This is a genomic window from Isobaculum melis, assembly GCF_900111355.1.
In the GTDB taxonomy this organism is placed as follows: domain Bacteria; phylum Bacillota; class Bacilli; order Lactobacillales; family Carnobacteriaceae; genus Isobaculum; species Isobaculum melis.
Genome location: NZ_FOHA01000008.1, coordinates 58,877 through 74,817 on the forward strand (window position 1 = coordinate 58,877; position 15,941 = coordinate 74,817).

Below are 15,941 nucleotides of genomic sequence, written 5' to 3' on the forward strand. Positions count from 1 at the left end.
GTTCATAATGAAATTAATTTTAGCGATTGTACAGGATAAAGATAGCAACCGATTATCAAATAAATTTATTGATGGGAATATTCGTGCGACAAAGCTTTCAACAACAGGTGGTTTTCTAAAAGAGGGCAATACGACTTTTATTGTTGGGATTGAAGAAAAGCGTGTCAATGAAGTGCTAGATATTATTCGTGAAACTTGCCAAGCAAGGGAGCAATATATGACACCTCCGATTAGCTTAGATTTAACAATGGATACACAAATGCCTTATCCAATTGAAGTTCAAGTAGGTGGCGCAACAGTCTTTGTGATGCCGATTGAACAATTCCACCAATTTTAGAAATGAGACTTGATGATGGTGAATAATGAAATCAAAAGATTACAACCTCAATTAACTGAACAATTTAAAGCAAGTGTAAAGCATGGGCAATTAGCACATGCTTACCTTTTTGAAGGCGAGCCTGGGACTGGGAAAAAGGCTATGGCCAAGTGGTTAGCCATGGCGAAATTCTGTGAAGAACAGCTTGATGATGAGCCTTGTGGTGTGTGTCATAACTGTTTGCGGATTCAAGCAGAGGAACATCCTGATGTGATGATTGTTGCACCAGATGGTCTTTCTATTAAAGTGGATCAAGTGAGAGAGTTAAAAACAGCTTTTTCTAAAACAGGTGTAGAAGGCAGTCAAAAAATCTTTATTGTTGAAGATGTTGAAAAAATGACAGTTGGTGCAGCCAATAGTTTGTTGAAATTTTTAGAGGAGCCAGATGGTAGCGTCAGTGCTTTTTTATTAACCACAGCCAAACAAAAAATCTTGCCAACTATTTTATCCAGATGCCAAGTCGTGACCTTTTTCCCGCTTGCTAAAAAAGACTTATTAAAAGCTTTAGAAGCTGCTGGTATCAACCCTGCTAAAGGCGCTTTATGGGTTCATTTAACAAATAATTTTCAAACAGCAGTTGAAATGGAGCAAGATGAGTGGTTTAATGAAGCTAAGCAGATTATTTGGAAGCTGTTTCAAAATATTGCAAGTGGCGATTATCAAGGGTTCATTATGATTCAAACACATTTTATGCCTCATTTTAAAGAGCGAGAACAGCAGCTCATAGGATTAGACATGCTTGTGTACCTTTATCGCGATTTGTTGATGTTATCTTATGGAACAGCACAGATATTGGCTTATCCAACAAAAGAGCAAGAGTTGCAGCGCATCATAGAAAAACAAACAGGTACCAAAACCAATATGCAACTGGCGTTTATTTTGAAGGCAAAACGTAAATTAGAAAGTAATGTTGGTGCACAAGGCGTTTTTGAGCAACTGGTGTTACAACTAATTAAAAGCTAAGAGCTTTCTGACTAGCTGAACAAAGCGAGGGAAAAAATAGATGGAAACAGTCATAGGTGTGAAACTAAAGAATTCCGGGATGATTTATTATTTTTCTCCTGGGAAGCATCATGTGCAATTAGGTGATTATGTTGTGGTGGAAACGCAACAAGGTGTTAGTGTAGGGCGTGTTGTCAAAGGAAAGCATGAAGTACCAGAAGATGATATTGTCAAACCACTTAGAAGTATCACTTCAATTGCAAATGAAAAAGATATGGCACAAGTCCATGCAAACAAAGAAGATGCAAATGCAGCTTTTAGTGTGGGTGCTGAAAAAATTAAGAAGCATGGATTAGAAATGAAGCTAATTGATGTTGAATATAGTTTTGATCGTAGTAAAATGGTTTTTTATTTTAGTGCGGAAGGTCGAATTGATTTTAGAGAATTAGTAAAGGATTTAGCGAGTATTTTTAGAACACGGATTGAGTTAAGACAAATTGGTGTACGCGATGAGGCCAAATTACTTGGTGGTATTGGCCCATGTGGCAGAATGCTCTGTTGTTCTACTTTCTTAGGAGACTTTATGCCAGTATCCATTAAAATGGCAAAGGATCAAAACCTTTCATTAAATCCAACCAAAATATCAGGTCTTTGTGGTCGTTTAATGTGTTGCTTAAAATATGAGAACGATGAATATGAAGCAGCCAAAAAAGAATTACCTGATTTTGGTAAAAAAGTCAAAACCCCTGAAGGTGAAGGAACTGTGATTGGCTTAAATATGTTAAGTCGTATTATCAAGGTTCGTTTACAAGGTAGAGAAACACCCTTAGAATTTACATTAGAAGAATTAAACGAGGCAAAAGCTTAGGTTATTGTCCTAAGAGAAAATAAAAAGAAAGGCTTCATTTTCATTTCATGGAGAAAAGATGGTGAACATATTGGATAAAAAAACATTATATGATACAGTGAGCCAGCTTGAGCTAGAGACTGAAGTGATGTTGAAGCGTCTCTCGAGTTTTCGCTCAACGATTGGTGAGTTGGTTGAACAAAATGCAGCCTTGCAAATTGAGAATGAACACTTACGTTCAAGGTTGGCAGAAATTGAAAAAGATGGTTCAATAGAGCAAGCAGAATCAGGCATGACAAAGTCTAGAATGAATTTAGAAAAATTATATGAAGATGGTTTTCATGTTTGTAATATGTTCTATGGTTCAAGAAGAGTAGACGATGAACCCTGTGCCTTTTGTTTAGATGTTATTTATGGTGAACGTGAAAGATAATGAGTTAAGATAATTGGAAAGCTTATTTTCCGATTGTCTTAGCTTTTTTTGTACATCATGAGCAGTTGAATTAAAAAAGGAGGACAAAATGAGAGAAGAACAATTAGATATTTATACTAGAGAAGGTCAGTTAACAGGCAGAACTTTTACGAGGGGAACACGTTTGCATAAAGGAGATTATCAATTAGCAGCGAGTGTTGTTTTAATAGATGATCATAACCGCTATTTATTGACACAGCGGCATCCTGATAAGCAAGCTGGATTATTATGGGAATTTTCTGGTGGTGCTGTTGGAATAGGAGAAACTAGTTATCAAGCAGCATTTAGGGAGCTATATGAAGAAATTGGTGTTTCAGTGGAACCAGATGAAACACTATTTATTGGGACAATCTGTGAGGAAGCGGAGTCTCTACTAGTAGATGTTTATTTAGCTTATCATCCAGTTTCTGTAGCATCATTGGTCTTACAAGAGAATGAGGTGATAGCTGCTAAAAAAGTAACCACATTAGATATCATGAAGATGCAGGATAAAAAAGAGATCACTACTTTTGACTGGAAAATTTTTTGTTTGGCAGATGAATATTTGAAAAAGGGGCATAAGTAAGCGAGTGCTGAGAATAGCAATTGGTGTAAAATACATAGTCTTAGTATGACTTAACTGTTTTTAACCGCAACATGATTGGTTGTTTCTTGAACTAACGTAAGAATATCTGTTTACCTCAGTTAAACCTAAATGCACCAAGACATTCATGCGCTTATCCAATATGAAGAAATGCTACTACTTTTTGTTTTGCATTCCAAATGGAATTCATGTAATTACATGATATGCTAGTAGTGTAGAGGGGAGTGTTCTATTATGGATACAGTGAGGGCGAGAAAACAAGGTAACTCTATCATGGTTACTCTATCAAGCAAATTGGAAGTAAAAGAAGGTCAAGAATTTTTTTACTATAAAGATAAAGAGGGTGTCATTTCGCTGATTCCAAAGGTTTTAGATTATTTTGAAAAAGCTGAAAAAGGTGAATTTGTTGATGAGGAAGATGACCTAATAGCAGATTTTTACCCAGTTAAGAGTGAGTTAGATGATTAAGCAAGGGGATATTGTAACGATTAATTTTGATCCTTCAAAGGGAAGTGAAATAAAGAAAAGACGACTAGCTTTAGTGATTAGTCGTGATGAATACAATCTTTCTTCAAATTTAATTATTGTTTGTCCGATTACTTCAACACAAAAAAAAACGACCCTATTTTGTTTCTATAAATAATGACGCTTTAATGAAGGATAGCAAAGTGAATATAAAGCAAGTCTTCTCACTGGATTGTACAAAAGATGGAAAACGTCATGTTAAAGTGATAGGGGCTGTTGAAGCAAAAGAGTTCTTGAATGTCGCACAACATTTTTTATTAAATTTCAATTTTCCATTTTAAAAAATAAAAGTTTGTGATAATGTGAATAGATAAATGCTATTAAAATTAGGAAACAAGTTGAGACAAAAAGTCACCACATTAGATATCATGAAGATGCAGGATAAAAAAGAGTTGACTACTTTTGACTGGAAAAATTTTTGTTTGGCAGATGCATATTTGAAAAAGGGACAGAAACAATAACGTTTAGACTTATTAAAGGGGGAAGCATGATGTATTTAACCTTATATGATTTTTATGAACATTATTGGTGGGCAATGACAAGTATTTTTATCCTAATTGGACTGCTCATCACAATCAATTTTTTTAAAGTACAGCTTTTTCGCAAGAAAACATTATTTAAAGAGAAAATGTTTGATTTGGTGGGGTCTTTTATTTTGTTATTGATCTTAGGTTGTGCTAATTTTTTTACAGCGATTTTGTATGATGAATTTAATTTACCAACAGACGATATACTTCTTTTGCTATCAGGATACGCAGTTTGCGTCTTTATTGCGCAAATTGTTGTAACGGTGAGGGATACATGAATCAATGACGTAAAAAAAACTTTGTAGCAATTATTCGCTACAAAGCTTGTATTCATTGATTAACGAGAGCGTGTTTTCAAAATAGCTGACACAATAAAAATTAATAAGACAGCCCCAATTAATGCTGGGAAGAAAGCAAATCCTCCAATGGTTGGTCCCCAAGTTCCAAAAATCAATGTACCTAACCAACTCCCTACAAAACCAGCAACAATATTTCCCCAAATACCGCCTGGTACGTCACGACCAAGAATCATCCCTGCAATCCAACCAATAATACCACCAATAATAAGTGACCAAATAAATCCTATCATAAAAATCTCCCCCTATTCCTTTTATTACCTTTATTTTAACGCTCTTGTTTCTAGACTACAAATAATTAGACTTGAAAAGAAAATAAGATAAAAATTAAAAGGGGAATTTGTGCTATAATAATGGATGACTTTATTTAAGAAACAAGGGAGTGAAAAGAGATTGGTAGAAATTTATCAAGATGAGCGGCTGGATCAGTTAATTGCTGAAAAATTACAGATTATCCAAAGCAGCAGTGTCTTTTCATTTTCGTTAGATGCCGTCTTACTTGCCAATTTTGCGCAAATCCCTACAAGGGCAAAAACCATTGTGGATTTATGTACTGGTAATGGTGTCATTCCACTATTTTTAAGTCCTAAAACCAGAGGCAAAATTATCGGTGTAGAATTACAAGAGCGCTTAGCAGATATGGCACAAAGAAGTGTTAAACTGAATCATTTAGAAGACAAAATTACGATTATTCAAGATGATTTAAAACAAGCTCCTACCCTAATTGGCAAAGATAAAGTGGACATTGTGACCTGTAATCCCCCTTATTTTACTAGCCGACCAACAAGTCAGAAAAATCCAAATGAACATTTAGCAATTGCTAGACATGAAATTCATACGAATTTAGAAGAAGTGATTCGAACGACCAGTGAGCTATTGAAAATGAATGGCAAAGCTTATTTTGTTCATCGTCCAGAACGTTTAGTTGATATTTTAACCACCATGGCTAGCTATCGTTTAGCACCTAAAAAAATACGTTTAGTCTATCCAAAAATGGGGAAAGATGCGAATATTTTATTGATTGAAGGGATTAAAGATGGCAAGCAGGGACTAAAAATCCAAGCACCATTATATGTTTTTGATGAAAATGATGACTATTTACCAGAAGTGAGAGCGATGTTATATGGAAAAGAAGAGTAGTTTTTTTTATGTTTTATTTTGTCAAGATGGCACTTATTATGGTGGTTATACAACAGACATTGTTAGACGTGAGAAAGAGCATAATGATGGGGTAGGTGCGAAATATACCAAGCCTCAGTATAGAAGGCCACTAAAAATGATTTATGCTGAGGAATTCGTGACAAGAAGTGAAGCGACTAAAGCGGAATATGCTTTTAAAAAACAACCTAAGTTTAAAAAACAACAATTTCTAGCGCAGCAAGGAATTGCTTTTCCACCAGATATGCATAAAAAGTGTGTGATTAAAACCTTATCAGAGAAAGGGGAAACGAAGCAGTATGATCAATAGTCAAAAAAGTTATAGTATACAGCCCTTTGGCCAGCTTTATTTGGTACCAACACCAATTGGTAATTTAGAAGATATGACCTTTCGTGGGGTAAGAACCCTTTCAGAGGTTGATTTAATTGCAGCTGAGGATACTAGAAATACACAAAAATTATTGAATCACTTTGAGATAAAAACGCCACAGCTTAGTTTTCATGAGCATAATTCAAGAGAACGAATTCCTCAGTTAATTGAACGCTTAAAGAACGGCGAAAGTATTGCACAAGTGAGTGATGCTGGGATGCCTTCTATTAGTGATCCGGGGCATGATTTAGTGCTTGCCTGTCTTCAGGAGCAAATTGCCGTGATTCCTTTGCCAGGTGCAAATGCAGGGGTGACTGGATTAATTGCGTCAGGACTTGCACCACAGCCTTTTTACTTTTATGGTTTTTTACCTCGACAAAAAAAGGAACGCAAAGAAGCTTTGGAGCAATTGAATCAGCATCAAGAAACCACGATTTTATATGAATCACCACATCGTTTAAAAGAGGTGTTAAAAGCGATGGTTGATGTATTTGGGACGCAGCGTCAGGTGGTTTTATGTCGTGAATTAACGAAAAAATTTGAAGAATTTTTAAGAGGAACACTAGAGGAAGCTTTAACTTGGGCCAATGAATCTGACATTCGTGGAGAGTTTTGTTTATTTTTAGAAGGAAATAAAGAAGGATCAAGAGTAACTGAGCAAGATGCTGAATGGGAAAATTGGTCGATTCTTGAACATGTTGAGCAGCTCATAGCTAACCAATTAAGTAGTAAAGAAGCGATTAAAGAAGTGGCGAAAGTACGTGGTTTGAAAAAGCAAGAAGTCTATCATGTGTATCATGTTGAAAATGATTAGGGGAGAGCAGAAAGATGACAAAAGCACCAAATTATAAACAAGCAATTGCCATTTTATATTTGAATTATTTGATTCATGGTATGGGTGTACTGATGCTTTCACAAAATATGGGCGCTTTAATGACCCAATGGCAAACAGGTAGCGATGGTGTTTTCTTTGTAGCATCTGCTTTAGGGATTGGCCGATTATTGATTTTGCCAGTTTCAGGCGTGCTATCAGATAAGCTTGGTAGAAAGCCAGTCATTATAACAGGAATGTTGGTTTATATTGGGTTCTTTTTAGGTATTTTAGTGAGCCCAACGATTCAAATTGCTTTTGCGGTGGCCTTATTAGCAGGTGCTGCAAACTCTATTTTAGATTCAGGCACTTATCCGGCATTAATGGAGGCTTATCCTGCGGCGGCGGGGAGTGCAGGGATTTTAGTCAAGGCCTTTATTTCAATTGGACAATTTCTATTACCCTTCCTTGTGAATTTAATTGCAAAGCAGCAGGCTTATTATGGCCTCACCTTTTTATTGAGTGCAGGGATTTTATTCGTCAGTCTATTATTTTTAATCAAAGCCCCCTTTCCAACTAGCCAAATCACTCAAAAGCAACAGTCAAGTGATGAAAAAATCATTCCTTTTGTAAAAAAAGCACATTTATTACTAGACGGATTGCCTCTTATTTTAATTGGGTTTACCTCCACAGCAACTTTTCTACTTGTGTCAAATGGCATCGGACAATATGCTCAAAGTGTGCTGCATCTGTCTGAAGCTACAGGAAGACAACTGGTTAGTTATTATAGTGTAACTTCTTTATTAGGAGCGGTTCTGACCTCAATTTTTGTAAAAAAATGGGTAAAAGGTACCGTTTTATTAATCATTTATCCATTCATTTCATGTCTGTCTTTATGCAGCTTATACTTTTTTCCATCTCAACAAATGGTGACGATAGTGACGGCTCTTGTAGGGTTTTTCGCAGCAGGTGGGGTGCTTCAATTAGCCATTACAACAATGTCCGAATTATTTCCACAAGGAAAAGGACGGGCAACTGCAATGGTGGGGATTGCTTCTAGTTTTGCTTCGTTTGCAGCACCCGCAATTTTAGCCATTATTTCAAAAAGTGATGTTAGTTTAATGATTTTAATTGATGCTGGAATTGCTTTATTGGGTTGTTTATGTGCAATCATTGTTTATTTGCGTTATCATAAGTTGTTAGGACATGTAAAGTGAGGGTGTAAAAATGAAAAAAATTGTATTTTTTGATGTAGATGGTACCTTGTTAACACCTCAAAGAGAAGTGCCTAAAAGTGTAAAGTCGTCTATTCAAGCTTTGCAAGAGCAGGGGATTATTTGTGCGATTGCGACAGGTCGACCACCTTTTGGTATTTTCCCATATTTAGAATCTTTAAATATGGATACCTTTGTTTCTTTAAATGGTCAATATGTGATATCAAAAGGTGAAGTTGTTTATGCCAACCAAGTAAACCATCATTCATTGAAGCAGCTAGTTGAAGTCGCAGAACAGCATAAGCACCGCATTTCATTTGTGACACCAGATGAGATGATAGGGAATGCACCCAATTGGTATGGCTTGATGCAATCAAAGAATTTTTTGATTAAATTGGGAAGTTTAATTGTACCTGAACGGATTCAAAAGAAAGTAGCAGAATTTGTAACAAGACATCACAAGTACCAAAAAATAGTACCTTCAGACTATGAAGGTAAAGAAATCTATCAAGTGATTTTACATGCACCTGAAATTTTTGATAGCTACTATCAAGAGAAATTTCCAGATTATCGTTTCACAAGATGGGGTTCAGGCTCAATGGATGTTTGTCCAGATAATGGGTCAAAAGCAGTTGGAATTGAAGCGTTACTTGATTATTTGGAGATTGATTTAGCACATAGCTATGCTTTTGGTGATGGCTTAAATGACATTGAAATGCTGCAATATGTTGGGACTGGGGTTGCCATGGGAAATGGCCGTGTAGAATTAAAAGAAGTCGCAGATGTGATTACGGCAGATGCTAAAGATGATGGAATTTTAAAAGGGCTACAAAAAGTTGGCTTACTAAAAAAATAATAATTGTCATGCCTCTTAGGATTTTTAATCCTTAGAGACATGATACAGATCAAACACAGTTTGACTCTGAACCTTATGAAGTTGTTGTGATCGAAGCGGAGTAGGTACCAATCTGTATTTGTTCAACTCATTTACAGTGGTTCTTGACAATTGCAAACCAAACCAAATTTTTGGACACCGTTTATAGAAGCAATTTACGCGGTTGTGATAAAACTTTAGAGTTTTGTTACAACCACATTTTAATGAATCAGAAAGGATGTGCGTTTATGCTACCAGTTGGACCAATTGTCGATTGTTTAGGAGCGTTATTAGGAGCAGTTTTAGGATCAGTAATCGGACATAAAATTCCGAGTAGAATTAGAGAGGGGTTACCATTAACCTTTGGCATTATCTCGTTAGGCATGGGGATTAGTATGGTGATGAAAGTACATAGTTTACCACCAATTATTTTGTCATTGTTAATAGGAAGTGTGATTGGAGAAGGCTTTCGTTTAGAGCAATTGGTTGAAAAAATCGCATTTAAAGTGAAAAGACCAATTGATAAGCTATTTCCAAATAATCAATCTTCAGAGTCAGATGATGTATTTATGCAAAAATTTGTTGCAGTATTAATTGTTTTTACAGTGGGACCTACTGGGATTTTTGGGGCTTTAAATGAAGGGATTACTGGAGATGCGAGTATGTTGATTTCTAAAGGGTTATTAGATTTTTGTACCGCCGCTATTTTTGCTGCCGCCCTAGGCTATATTGTTTGCTTAACTGTGATTCCTCAAATGATTATTACCTTTGGCTTGTTTTTCTTAGCGGGTGTTATTATGCCACTGACCACTCCTGAAATGATTGCAAACTTTTCTGCTTGTGGTGGCATGATGATGATGGCAACAGGATTTAGAATTTCAGGAATTAAAAACTTTCCGATTACGAATTTAATTCCTGGTTTAATTCTTGTGATGCCAATTACAGCATTATGGATGATGATTTTTTAAGAAGCCTCAATTGTACTGATTTGTGCAAGGGTTGCGTGAACGACTGTGGTTAAATCAAGAGGGGAAATTTCAATTTGCATCCCTCGTTTGCCAGCAGAAATGTATAAGCTCTCTTCTTTTATTGCCTCTTCGCAAATAAAAGTTGGGTAGCTTTTTTTCATGCCGATGGGGGAACAACCACCACGAATATAACCAGTATATTTTTGTAAATCTTTCATCGGCAGCATCTCAATTTTTTTATGTCCACTGACTTTAGCGAGTGCTTTTAGATTTAAATGATGATGTGCTGGGATACAGGCAACGACGATTTCTTTTTGATCGGTGGTGGTAACCAAGGTTTTATATAAACGGGTAGGTGCAATCTGGAGTTTTTGTGAGACTGAGACAGCATCTAAGTGTTCTTCATCCCAAGCAATTTCATGGGTTTCATAAGGGATTTTTTGCTGATCTAGCAAGCGACAAGCATTGGTTTTTTGTACCATTATTTTTCCTTCTTTCTTAAGCAATAGCTGATTGTATTATAGCGTACAGAAACATTTTGAGCAAAATCGGTTATGGTGTCTTAGAAAATCCTGAATCTATCAAAAAAACAAGAGAATTTATGGTATAATGCAAAAGAGCAAACTCACGAGTTATTGTGATGTTTAATGAGATTACTTTTAGGAGGCAACGAAATGGCTGAAAAAAATACATTTTATATTACGACACCGATTTATTATCCAAGTGCAAAAGCCCATATTGGACATGCATATACAACGATTGCGGCAGATGCTATGGCGCGTTATAAACGTTTAAAAGGCTTTGATGTGTTCTTTTTAACTGGAACAGATGAACATGGTCAAAAAATCCAACAAAAAGCAGAAGAACAAGGTGTAACACCACAAGCTTATGTGGATGAAATCGCAGCTGGTTTCCAAGAATTATGGAAAAAATTAGCGATTACGAATACTGATTTTATTCGTACAACTGAGCCACGTCATAAAAAAGGCGTTCAGAAGATTTTTCAACAGTTGTTAGATCAAGGGGATATTTACTTAGGTGAATATGAAGGCTGGTATTCTGTTTCTGATGAAGAATATTTTACTGAAACACAATTAGAAGAAGTCTATAAAGATGAATTTGGTAAGGTAATTGGTGGAAGAGCGCCAAGTGGTCATGAAGTAGAGCTGGTAAAAGAAGAGTCTTATTTCTTCCGTATGAGCAAGTATGCAGACCGTCTAGTTGAATACTATGATAGTCATCCAGATTTTATTTTACCTGAATCACGTAAAAATGAAATGATTAATAACTTTATTAAACCTGGTCTAGAAGATTTGGCTGTTTCAAGAACAACCTTTGATTGGGGCATTCCTGTTCCAAGTAATCCAAAGCATGTGGTTTATGTTTGGATTGATGCGTTAAGTAACTATATTACTGCACTTGGTTATGGCTCAGATGATGAAGGCAATTTCCAAAAATATTGGCCTGCTGATGTGCATGTGGTTGGGAAAGAAATTATTCGTTTCCATACAATTTATTGGCCGATTACATTAATGGCGTTAGGCTTACCTTTACCGAAGAAAATCTTTGGTCATGGCTGGTTATTAATGAAAGATGGCAAAATGTCTAAGTCTAAAGGGAATGTTGTCGACCCAATTACGTTAATTGACCGTTATGATTTAGATGCTTTACGTTATTATTTATTGCGTGAGGTACCTTTTGGTTCAGATGGTTTATTTACACCAGAGGACTTTATTGCTCGCATGAATTATGATCTTGCTAATGATTTAGGAAACTTATTAAATCGTACAGTGGCAATGATTAATAAATATTTTGATGGTGAAATTCCTGCTTATCAAGGTGCGATGACTGAGTTTGACAAGTCAATTGAAGCTTTTAAAGATGAAACTGTGGCGTTATATGAAGAGAATATGGAGGAAATGCAATTTTCTGTTGTGCTTTCTCATGTTTGGGCTTTTGTTTCGCGTACGAATAAATATATTGATGAAACAGCGCCTTGGGTTTTAGCGAAGGATGAAGCGAAAAAAGCAGAGCTAGGGAATGTGATGGTTCACTTAGCAGAAAATCTTCGCATGATTGCAGTGATGCTACAACCATTCTTAACCAATGCACCAGAAAAAATCTTTGAGCAATTAGGCTTAACAAGTGAAGACGCTAAAACTTGGACATCACTTTCAGGTTACGGACATATTCCAGCTGGTACAAAAGTCGTTGCAAAAGGTGTGCCAATTTTCCCAAGATTGGATGTGGCAGAAGAAGTAGCTTATATTCAGTCAACCATGTCAGGTGGCGTAAAACCTACTGAGGAGGAAACCGCAATGTCAGAAGAAACCGTTTGGAATCCAGAAGAAACAGAACTTGTTTCAACAAAAGAAAAACAAATTAAGTATGAAGACTTTGATAAAGTAGAATTAAAAGTCGCTGAAGTCATTGCTTGTGGTAAGGTTGAAGGTGCTGACAAATTACTACAATTCAAATTAGATGCAGGAGATAAAGGCCATCGCCAAATTCTTTCAGGAATTGCTGAATGGTATCCAAATCCAGAAGCTTTAGTTGGGAAAAAAGTTGTGATTGTCGCGAATTTAAAACCACGTAAAATGCGTGGTCAAATTAGCCAAGGCATGATTTTATCGGCTGAAAAAGATGGGAAATTACAAATTGTAGAAGCACCTCAAGAAATGCCAAATGGTGCTGAAATCGCATAAGAATGTTGGATAAGGTGCCTTTGCTTAAGACAATAAAAATAAAAAACACATGAAATGCTTGTCTGCATTTCATGTGTTTTTTTTTAGATTTATATTTTTTCAAAAGCAATCAATTTAGCCTCTTGTTAACCAGCCGTCTTCTTTTAAGCTTAATAAAGACATAAATTTTACAACAACTAAAATAAAAGAAGATAAAACAACCTCTAAAGGTGTAATCAATAACCAGGTTGCAAATTTTTCAAGTGGCTTCATATGTGGTGCACCTATTAAGTATAAAGCGGCTTCCAAATAGCGAATCGTTAAACGCATGATGATATAAAAAATCACAAAAGGATAGTAGCCAACCCAAATGGCATAAAAAAATGTGACCATAAAAACAGGTGTAGCTAGCCATTGAACCATACCAATAAAAGGAAAGAATAAATCAACAACTGAAAGATTGGTAACTTGAAATGGAAAATATTTCCAGCCACCTTTTCCCCAACGTTTGCGTTGGTTTACTAAACCAGAAAATGTTTCTGGCATAGCAGAGTAGACCACGGATTCTTGAACACCTGTAGCTTTTCCTGTCATCACACAGTATAAACAAAGCTGTCTATCATCACTATAAGTACCTGCTGTGATATAGTGGTCAATATTATCAAAAAAGATTTCTTTACGATACATTGCCAATGCGCCGGAAGTCGTTTCAAGTGAGCCAGTGATGGAACGTGATGGGCGTGTGATGACACAGGAAATCCCAATATTTAAATCTGAAATACGTGTAATCAAATTATGATTATAATTTCTTGTAACGACAAAACCTGTACAGCCTTTTAATTTTTCATCTTGTTCAAAGGCCAACATTAGTTGATAGACAGCATCATCTTCTAAAACAGAATCTGAATCCACCGTTAAAATGAAATCAGTTGTTTCGGAATCAATGGACTTTAGAGCCAGTGCTTGAGCTAGCCTCTTCCCTTTATTTTCTTGTACATGCCAATGAACACCTGGGCAATCAAAAGGGATAACGGCTGGTTTGGAGCCATCATCTACCACATGGATTTCTGCCACAGAGTAGCTTTGTCGCTTAATAGAAAGAATGGTTGCTTTTAATAAATCGGCATCTTCGTTAAAAGCTGGAATAATAGCAACGACTTTAGCATTTTTTAGCTTATCTAGTTTAGCGTTTTTAGGTAGCCAGCGAAAAGTATAAGTATAAAAGAAAATTAAAACAATAATAGCCCCTGAAATCCAAACGAAAGTAGTGACATAGGAACTTTGATTTAAAAATAAAACCCATAAAACAACTGCAAAGATAATGGTCATTGTGATGGATATCATGAGATTTAAAAAAAATCTATTTCTCAATGCTTAGCACCTCTATTTTTTATGTATTTCTCTTTTCTTGTTAAGATTTTATAAATAAGACATCCCAATGCTAATAAAATAGCAATCCATAAAGTAATTAGACCTGTTAGGTTAAGCATTATTTTCCTCCTGAAATGAGTTATTCTCAAAGTATTCAAAGTGTTGAATGTTATCACTATATAATAGCGTTCCCCTGTACTTGTTGCAAGCTAAAAATAGAAGGCCTATTCTGTAAACAGAGTGGGAGAGCTAGCGTTATAAATAAAAAACATGTTCTTTATTCGCTAAAACTCCTTTTGTATCAAGGATTAATTTACTATTATTGACAATTTCAGTTTGGTTAAATGCCTGATGATCGACTAAGAAAACGACTAAGTCATAAGTATGTAATTGTTGATAGTCTACTTTTTTGATAGCTCTCTCGTGCTGATTGATTTCAATTTTATCAACTAAAGGATCCATGATATCCACGATTGCACCATAAGCTTCTAATTCTTGAACCAATGTGTGGACCGCAGACTCTCTTGTATCAGAGATATTTTTTTTATAGCTAGCGCCTAATATGATGAGGCGACTATTTTTGATTGCACGCTCACTTTCATTCAATATTTTAATGATTTTTTGTAAAGTGTAAGACATCATGCTGTCATTAATGTGTCCTGCAGCTTGAATAAGACGTAAGTCCACTCGATATTTTTGAGCATGCCAAATGAGGTAATACGGATCGACAGGAATGCAATGACCACCAATTCCAACAGTTGGATAAAAAGGCATAAAGCCAAATGGTTTGGTTGCTGCAGCTTGGATAACCTCATAAGGATTGATTGACATTGCATTGCTAATTAGTGCTAATTCGTTCGCAAGGGCAATGTTAACAAAACGAAATGTGTTTTCATATAATTTAGTCAATTCAGCTGTTTGTGTATTTTTTACAAGATATGTATTTTCTCCGATAAAGGCTTTTGCTAATGCTGCACAATTTGGCGTATGCCCACCAATTATTTTACATGTATTTTCATGTGTATAAAGATGGTTTAAAGGGTCTATACGTTCTGGGGAATAAGCAACAAAAAGATCTTCTCCAATTATATAGCCTTTATTTTCTAATGCGGTTACTAAATAGTCTTCAGTTGTGCCAGGATAGGTTGTACTTTCTAAAATAATCAGTTGACCTTTTCTTGCATATTTGACGATATTCTCAGCAGCTTCTTTTACATAAGATAAATCTGGTGTTCTGTTATCGTGGACAGGCGTTGGTACATCAATTAATAGAATATCTCTGCTATGTATTTCTGAAAAATCATTTGTTGCAAGTAAAGTACCTTTTCTTACCTGTTCTGATAGTTCATTTGATGTCACATCTTCAATATAGCTCAGCCCATTGTTTATATTCGCTACTTTTAATTCATCAATATCAAAACCTAAAACATGATATCCTTTTTTTGCATAGGTTAGACAGGTGGGTAAGCCAACATATCCTAAACCAATAATTCCTATTTTAGCTTGATAATTTGTAATGCTTGTCAATAATTGATCATATTCTATCGTACTCATGAGACACACTCCTTTATTTTATAGCAATATCTATCATCAATTTTGTGTGGACGCGAAATATTTGATGATGATTTGCAATTTTTTAATGCGTCTCTTGTTGGGGCGAGAAGAATAAATATTCTTGAACCTTACCATTATGCTATTAATTAATAATTAAATGTTACTTTAAAGATAATGGTAGAAGCGTTTTTTAAAGTTTCTTCTCAATATGTTTTTAGTATATTGTTTTATGCTTTAATAGTTTGGTTTTGTGGAGAAAAACTTTAAAACAGCTGTTTTCCTCTTATTTGTCAAAGATTTTAATAATAT

The 15,941-nt window shown here is 35.5% G+C and carries 18 protein-coding genes and 1 pseudogene; 15 read left to right on the top strand and 4 right to left on the bottom strand.

Annotated elements, in window-relative coordinates:
- Positions 1-7 precede the first annotated feature (7 nt).
- The 8 genes and pseudogenes from BMW29_RS07580 (at position 8) to BMW29_RS07615 (ending at position 4,550) form a co-directional block, all read left to right on the top strand.
- Positions 8-337 carry a cyclic-di-AMP receptor gene (locus BMW29_RS07580; protein ID WP_092652030.1) on the top strand — a complete coding sequence of 110 codons (330 nt, stop codon included), beginning with the start codon at positions 8-10 and terminating at the stop codon, positions 335-337.
- Between the two features lie 15 nt (positions 338-352).
- A complete protein-coding gene (gene holB / locus BMW29_RS07585; RefSeq protein ID WP_425431595.1) occupies positions 353-1,339 on the top strand; it encodes a DNA polymerase III subunit delta' in 987 nt (328 codons plus the stop codon).
- A 40-nt stretch (positions 1,340-1,379) separates the two neighbouring features.
- A complete protein-coding gene (locus BMW29_RS07590) occupies positions 1,380-2,186 on the top strand; it encodes a PSP1 domain-containing protein (protein WP_092652034.1) in 807 nt (268 codons plus the stop codon).
- A gap of 70 nt (positions 2,187-2,256) precedes the next feature.
- Positions 2,257-2,598, top strand: a complete 342-nt coding sequence (locus tag BMW29_RS07595) for a DNA replication initiation control protein YabA (RefSeq protein ID WP_092652136.1) — start codon at positions 2,257-2,259, stop codon at positions 2,596-2,598.
- 88 nt (positions 2,599-2,686) lie between these two features.
- A complete protein-coding gene (locus BMW29_RS07600) occupies positions 2,687-3,202 on the top strand; it encodes an NUDIX hydrolase (protein ID WP_092652036.1) in 516 nt (171 codons plus the stop codon).
- A 252-nt stretch (positions 3,203-3,454) separates the two neighbouring features.
- A complete protein-coding gene (mazE, locus tag BMW29_RS07605; RefSeq protein ID WP_092652038.1) occupies positions 3,455-3,688 on the top strand; it encodes a type II toxin-antitoxin system PemI/MazE family antitoxin in 234 nt (77 codons plus the stop codon).
- Positions 3,681-4,026: pseudogene (locus BMW29_RS14220) on the top strand (type II toxin-antitoxin system PemK/MazF family toxin). Before mazE ends, BMW29_RS14220 begins: the two are co-directional and overlap by 8 nt.
- A 209-nt stretch (positions 4,027-4,235) precedes the next feature.
- The gene (locus tag BMW29_RS07615; RefSeq protein WP_092652040.1) at positions 4,236-4,550 is read left to right on the top strand and encodes a hypothetical protein; all 315 of its coding nucleotides are present in this window, start codon (positions 4,236-4,238) and stop codon (positions 4,548-4,550) included.
- 59 nt (positions 4,551-4,609) lie between these two features.
- Here the strand turns inward: BMW29_RS07615 and BMW29_RS07620 are convergent, their stop codons facing one another.
- Positions 4,610-4,861 (bottom strand): GlsB/YeaQ/YmgE family stress response membrane protein, encoded by a 252-nt coding sequence (locus BMW29_RS07620; protein ID WP_092652042.1) that lies wholly within the window; start codon positions 4,859-4,861, stop codon positions 4,610-4,612.
- A 160-nt stretch (positions 4,862-5,021) separates the two neighbouring features.
- On the opposite strand from BMW29_RS07620, the gene BMW29_RS07625 reads away from it, so the two are divergent.
- The 6 genes from BMW29_RS07625 to BMW29_RS07650 all read left to right on the top strand — a co-directional run bounded on the left by BMW29_RS07625 (position 5,022) and on the right by BMW29_RS07650 (position 10,023).
- The gene (locus tag BMW29_RS07625) at positions 5,022-5,768 is read left to right on the top strand and encodes a tRNA1(Val) (adenine(37)-N6)-methyltransferase (RefSeq protein WP_425431597.1); all 747 of its coding nucleotides are present in this window, start codon (positions 5,022-5,024) and stop codon (positions 5,766-5,768) included.
- The gene (locus tag BMW29_RS07630; protein ID WP_092652046.1) at positions 5,752-6,096 is read left to right on the top strand and encodes a GIY-YIG nuclease family protein; all 345 of its coding nucleotides are present in this window, start codon (positions 5,752-5,754) and stop codon (positions 6,094-6,096) included. The genes BMW29_RS07625 and BMW29_RS07630 overlap by 17 nt, the downstream gene beginning before the upstream one ends.
- A complete protein-coding gene (rsmI, locus tag BMW29_RS07635) occupies positions 6,086-6,970 on the top strand; it encodes a 16S rRNA (cytidine(1402)-2'-O)-methyltransferase (RefSeq protein ID WP_092652048.1) in 885 nt (294 codons plus the stop codon). Before BMW29_RS07630 ends, rsmI begins: the two co-directional genes overlap by 11 nt.
- A 14-nt stretch (positions 6,971-6,984) precedes the next feature.
- Positions 6,985-8,184 (top strand): MFS transporter, encoded by a 1,200-nt coding sequence (locus BMW29_RS07640; RefSeq protein ID WP_092652050.1) that lies wholly within the window; start codon positions 6,985-6,987, stop codon positions 8,182-8,184.
- A gap of 10 nt (positions 8,185-8,194) precedes the next feature.
- Positions 8,195-9,037 carry a Cof-type HAD-IIB family hydrolase gene (locus BMW29_RS07645; RefSeq protein WP_092652052.1) on the top strand — a complete coding sequence of 281 codons (843 nt, stop codon included), beginning with the start codon at positions 8,195-8,197 and terminating at the stop codon, positions 9,035-9,037.
- 266 nt (positions 9,038-9,303) lie between these two features.
- Entirely contained in the window at positions 9,304-10,023 is a 720-nt protein-coding gene (locus tag BMW29_RS07650; protein WP_092652054.1) for a DUF554 domain-containing protein, read from the top strand.
- Here the strand turns inward: BMW29_RS07650 and ybaK are convergent.
- Positions 10,020-10,505 carry a Cys-tRNA(Pro) deacylase gene (gene ybaK / locus BMW29_RS07655; RefSeq protein ID WP_092652056.1) on the bottom strand — a complete coding sequence of 162 codons (486 nt, stop codon included), beginning with the start codon at positions 10,503-10,505 and terminating at the stop codon, positions 10,020-10,022. The two genes, BMW29_RS07650 and ybaK, sit on opposite strands and share 4 nt — an antisense overlap.
- Before the next feature lie 192 nt (positions 10,506-10,697).
- Between ybaK and metG the strand changes: the two genes are divergently transcribed.
- Positions 10,698-12,728, top strand: a complete 2,031-nt coding sequence (gene metG / locus BMW29_RS07660) for a methionine--tRNA ligase (RefSeq protein ID WP_092652058.1) — start codon at positions 10,698-10,700, stop codon at positions 12,726-12,728.
- Positions 12,729-12,842: 114 nt separating this feature from the next.
- Here the strand turns inward: metG and BMW29_RS07665 are convergent, their stop codons facing one another.
- Entirely contained in the window at positions 12,843-14,078 is a 1,236-nt protein-coding gene (locus BMW29_RS07665; protein ID WP_092652060.1) for a glycosyltransferase family 2 protein, read from the bottom strand.
- Positions 14,079-14,333: 255 nt separating this feature from the next.
- Positions 14,334-15,632, bottom strand: coding sequence for a nucleotide sugar dehydrogenase (locus BMW29_RS07670; protein ID WP_092652062.1), 1,299 nt, complete (start codon positions 15,630-15,632; stop codon positions 14,334-14,336).
- Positions 15,633-15,941 lie beyond the last annotated feature (309 nt).

What these genes read in the sequence shown, in the direction of transcription:
- BMW29_RS07580 (WP_092652030.1), top strand. Translation starts at nt 8, where the DNA reads ATGAAATTAATTTTAGCGATTGTACAGGATAAAGATAGCAACCGATTA.
- holB (WP_425431595.1), top strand. Translation starts at nt 353, where the DNA reads ATGGTGAATAATGAAATCAAAAGATTACAACCTCAATTAACTGAACAA.
- BMW29_RS07590 (WP_092652034.1), top strand. Translation starts at nt 1,380, where the DNA reads ATGGAAACAGTCATAGGTGTGAAACTAAAGAATTCCGGGATGATTTAT.
- BMW29_RS07600 (WP_092652036.1), top strand. Translation starts at nt 2,687, where the DNA reads ATGAGAGAAGAACAATTAGATATTTATACTAGAGAAGGTCAGTTAACA.
- mazE (WP_092652038.1), top strand. Translation starts at nt 3,455, where the DNA reads ATGGATACAGTGAGGGCGAGAAAACAAGGTAACTCTATCATGGTTACT.
- BMW29_RS07615 (WP_092652040.1), top strand. Translation starts at nt 4,236, where the DNA reads ATGTATTTAACCTTATATGATTTTTATGAACATTATTGGTGGGCAATG.
- BMW29_RS07620 (WP_092652042.1), bottom strand. Translation starts at nt 4,861, where the DNA reads ATGATAGGATTTATTTGGTCACTTATTATTGGTGGTATTATTGGTTGG.
- BMW29_RS07630 (WP_092652046.1), top strand. Translation starts at nt 5,752, where the DNA reads ATGGAAAAGAAGAGTAGTTTTTTTTATGTTTTATTTTGTCAAGATGGC.
- rsmI (WP_092652048.1), top strand. Translation starts at nt 6,086, where the DNA reads ATGATCAATAGTCAAAAAAGTTATAGTATACAGCCCTTTGGCCAGCTT.
- BMW29_RS07640 (WP_092652050.1), top strand. Translation starts at nt 6,985, where the DNA reads ATGACAAAAGCACCAAATTATAAACAAGCAATTGCCATTTTATATTTG.
- BMW29_RS07645 (WP_092652052.1), top strand. Translation starts at nt 8,195, where the DNA reads ATGAAAAAAATTGTATTTTTTGATGTAGATGGTACCTTGTTAACACCT.
- BMW29_RS07650 (WP_092652054.1), top strand. Translation starts at nt 9,304, where the DNA reads ATGCTACCAGTTGGACCAATTGTCGATTGTTTAGGAGCGTTATTAGGA.
- ybaK (WP_092652056.1), bottom strand. Translation starts at nt 10,505, where the DNA reads ATGGTACAAAAAACCAATGCTTGTCGCTTGCTAGATCAGCAAAAAATC.
- metG (WP_092652058.1), top strand. Translation starts at nt 10,698, where the DNA reads ATGGCTGAAAAAAATACATTTTATATTACGACACCGATTTATTATCCA.
- BMW29_RS07670 (WP_092652062.1), bottom strand. Translation starts at nt 15,632, where the DNA reads ATGAGTACGATAGAATATGATCAATTATTGACAAGCATTACAAATTAT.